Consider the following 3,034-nt stretch of genomic DNA (forward strand, 5'->3'; position numbering starts at 1 on the left):
TCGCGCTCGGCGATTTCCCGCTGCAAACGGCGGTTCAATGCGCGAAGCTCTGCTGACTCGCGCTGGAAGAAAACCAGACGTGACGCCGTCCGGCGCGAACTGCCCCAGAACAACAGCGCCAGAAGGATCGCGATTCCCATGACCTCAAGCGCCAGAATACCGTTCACACGCTCACGCACGGAGTCGTAGGTTGTATAGCTGACCATGCGCCAACCCTGATGCGGCACCCGCATTTCACGTCGCAACACCGCCTCGCCGCGCAAGTAGGCATCAGCGGGCAGCGCAGCCCAGCCTTGGGTCGCCCGGATGGCACGTTCGATGGCAGAGGGGGCAGATTGCCGCGCCAAGGCCTCTTCTTCGTTCAAACCCCGCCAGCGTGGTTCGGTTGACATGATGATCGTACCCTCACTGTCCATCACCAGCACCGCATCCGACACCCCTGCCCAACCGGTTTCAAGCCGTTGGCCGTTGACCTCGACCATAATCACCCCAAGCAACGTGCCCGCCAATTCAACCCGCCGCGAATAGACATAGGCAAAGCCGCCTTCAGCACGCGCAAAAGTGGTGTAAACAGTCTGGTTACTCCGCTGCGCGTTTACAAAATACGGGTTCTGCCGGTGGTCTGTCCCGATCCGGTTTCGGTCTGTCGCAGCCACCGCGCGCCCGTCACGATCCAAGAGCGTCAGCGACGCGGCACCAATCTCATCCACGAAAGACAAAAGGCGCGCCGTCGAGAGCGAATAATCCTTGTTCTCCAGCGCCTTGATCAAATCAGGGTCACGCGACAAAAGCTGTGGCACAACAGAATTGCGCTGCAGCTCGTTCATCAGGTTGGTCACGTAGAGTGCCAGCCGCACGTCGGAGCGATTGCTGATGGTTTCGGTAAAACGCTGTGTCAGAAGCTGGTTGGAAACATAGATGACGATCACGCCAAACAGACAAACAACCAGCACCGCCAGCCGCAAGTACCATTTGCCGCGGCGTCGACCGCTGCCCAGATCAGTCATACCCAACATATGCTGAGTTTATAGCCGTGGCCGCAACGCGGCAAGCGAGCAGATCACGCTTGGGCAAATTGCCCCACCAACCCGCGGAAAAGCGCCTGTCCGTCGGTACCGCCATGGCCCGTATCAACTGCGCGTTCAGGGTGCGGCATCATGCCAAGCACGCGGCGGTTCGCAGAAAGCACGCCTGCGATATTTTTGATCGACCCGTTGGGGTTGTCTGCGTAGGTGAATGCGATGCGATCCTCTGCTACAAGCGCTGCCAGCCCTTCGGCATCGACTGTGTAATTGCCGTCATGGTGCGCCACAGGAAAGCCCACGCTGTCACCGGCGTTGTAACCTTCGGTAAATGCGGAATTTGATGTTTCCACTTTCAAATCAACGGTCTTGCAGATGAACTTCAGGTTCGCGTTACGCATCAGCGCACCCGGCAAGAGCCCTGTTTCCGTCAAAACCTGAAAGCCGTTGCACACGCCCAGCACATACCCGCCACGGTCGGCATGGGCGACAACGGCCTTACAGATCGGGGATTTTGCGGCAATCGCACCGCAGCGCAGGTAGTCACCAAACGAAAAACCGCCCGGGACAGCGACAAGATCGACATTGTCAGGCAGGCTCGCGTCCTTGTGCCAGACCATGCTGACATCCGCACCTGCAGCCTTGAGTGCAACCGCCATATCGCGGTCACAGTTCGATCCGGGGAAAACAATAACCGCAGCGCGCATCAGACCACCTCGACGCTGTAGCTTTCAATCACGGTATTCGCGAGAAGCTTTTCGCACATTTCGTTAATCGTGGCCTCGCTTGTGCCGTCGGCCAGATCAAGTTCGATCACCTTGCCCTGACGCACGCCGTTGACCCCGTCAAAGCCAAGCGTGCCAAGCGCATGACGCACCGCCTCGCCTTGTGGATCCAGCACACCGTTCTTGAGCATGACATATACGCGGGCTTTCATGGGCAGGTCCTTTGTTCGCTAAGGTCGCAAGATTAGTTGATCAATGTGGGCTTGTTGGGCGTGTGGGTCACATTCGATGGCATCACACCCAAACGCCGTGCAACTTCGGTATAGGCGTCGGTCAGATTGCCCAGATCGCGGCGGAACACATCCTTGTCGAGCTTCTGGCCGGTTTCGATATCCCACAGACGGCAACTGTCAGGGCTGATCTCGTCTGCCAGAATAAGGCGTTGGAATTCGTTGTCCCAAACGCGGCCAATCTCGATCTTGAAATCAATCAGCTTGATGCCGACGCCATACATCACACCCGACATCCAGTCGTTCACGCGCAAGGCAAGGCTGACGATATCGTCCATTTCCTGCTGCGAGGCCCAACCGAATGCGATGATGTATTCCTCGGGCACAAGCGGGTCGCCCAGTTTGTCGTCCTTGTAGGAGAACTCGACAATCGGGCGCGGCAGCGGCGTGCCCTCTTCGATGCCCATGCGCTTGGCCATCGACCCCGCAGCAAAATTGCGCACGATAACCTCAAGCGGGATGATTTCGGCCTGACGGATCAACTGCTCGCGCATGTTCAGGCGTTTGATGAAATGCGTGGGGATCCCAATCTGGCCCAGACCGGTCATGAAATATTCGGACAGACGGTTGTTCAACACGCCTTTTCCTTCGATCACGGCCTTCTTCTCGGCGTTGAACGCGGTGGCATCATCCTTGAAATACTGGACAAAAGTGCCTGGCTCGGGGCCTTCATAAAGAACCTTTGCCTTGCCTTCATAAATCTTTTTACGACGTGACATGCTGACCCCTTGCCCCATTCCGGCCCGGCGCGGACCGCATCATCTGCGCGTCATAGTGCAAGCCCCCCTTGCGGGCAAGCACCGTGAGAGGCATATCATAAGCAAGATCTTCCAAAACAAGAGGCCAAATCCATGACAACCTTCGATGATCGCGAGAATGCGTTTGAAAACAAATTCGCCCACGATGCCGAAATGCAGTTCAAAGCCGAAGCGCGCGGCAACAAATTGCTCGGTCTCTGGGCGGCGGAACTGATGGGAAAAACCGGCGATGAGGCCGC

Annotated in this window: 4 protein-coding genes and 1 pseudogene; 1 reads left to right on the forward strand and 4 read right to left on the reverse strand. The window is 57.4% G+C overall.

The genetic code is table 11. The features are described from left to right. The 4 genes and pseudogenes from VGP75_RS14745 to purC all read right to left on the reverse strand — a co-directional run. A pseudogene (locus VGP75_RS14745) lies at positions 1-1,007 on the reverse strand (cache domain-containing protein); the annotation flags it as partial. 53 nt (positions 1,008-1,060) lie between these two features. Next, positions 1,061-1,729 (reverse strand): phosphoribosylformylglycinamidine synthase subunit PurQ, encoded by a 669-nt coding sequence (gene purQ, locus VGP75_RS14750; protein WP_327544390.1) that lies wholly within the window; start codon positions 1,727-1,729, stop codon positions 1,061-1,063. Further along, complete coding sequence (gene purS, locus VGP75_RS14755) at positions 1,729-1,959, reverse strand: phosphoribosylformylglycinamidine synthase subunit PurS (RefSeq protein WP_327544391.1); 231 nt, start codon at positions 1,957-1,959, stop codon at positions 1,729-1,731. Before purS ends, purQ begins: the two co-directional genes overlap by 1 nt. A gap of 32 nt (positions 1,960-1,991) precedes the next feature. Further along, positions 1,992-2,756: a phosphoribosylaminoimidazolesuccinocarboxamide synthase gene (purC, locus tag VGP75_RS14760; protein WP_327544392.1), complete on the reverse strand. Its 765-nt coding sequence runs from the start codon at positions 2,754-2,756 to the stop codon at positions 1,992-1,994. Between the two features lie 132 nt (positions 2,757-2,888). On the opposite strand from purC, the gene VGP75_RS14765 reads away from it, so the two are divergent. Next, positions 2,889-3,034, forward strand: a 146-nt coding sequence (locus VGP75_RS14765) for an ATPase inhibitor subunit zeta (RefSeq protein WP_327544393.1), incomplete at its 3' end; no start/stop codon positions are given.

It is taken from the genome of Yoonia sp., assembly GCF_036007805.1.
GTDB lineage: Bacteria > Pseudomonadota > Alphaproteobacteria > Rhodobacterales > Rhodobacteraceae > Yoonia.

Coding starts and splice junctions, on each gene's coding strand:
- purQ (WP_327544390.1), bottom strand. CDS start 1,729: ATGCGCGCTGCGGTTATTGTTTTCCCCGGATCGAACTGTGACCGCGAT.
- purS (WP_327544391.1), bottom strand. CDS start 1,959: ATGAAAGCCCGCGTATATGTCATGCTCAAGAACGGTGTGCTGGATCCA.
- purC (WP_327544392.1), bottom strand. CDS start 2,756: ATGTCACGTCGTAAAAAGATTTATGAAGGCAAGGCAAAGGTTCTTTAT.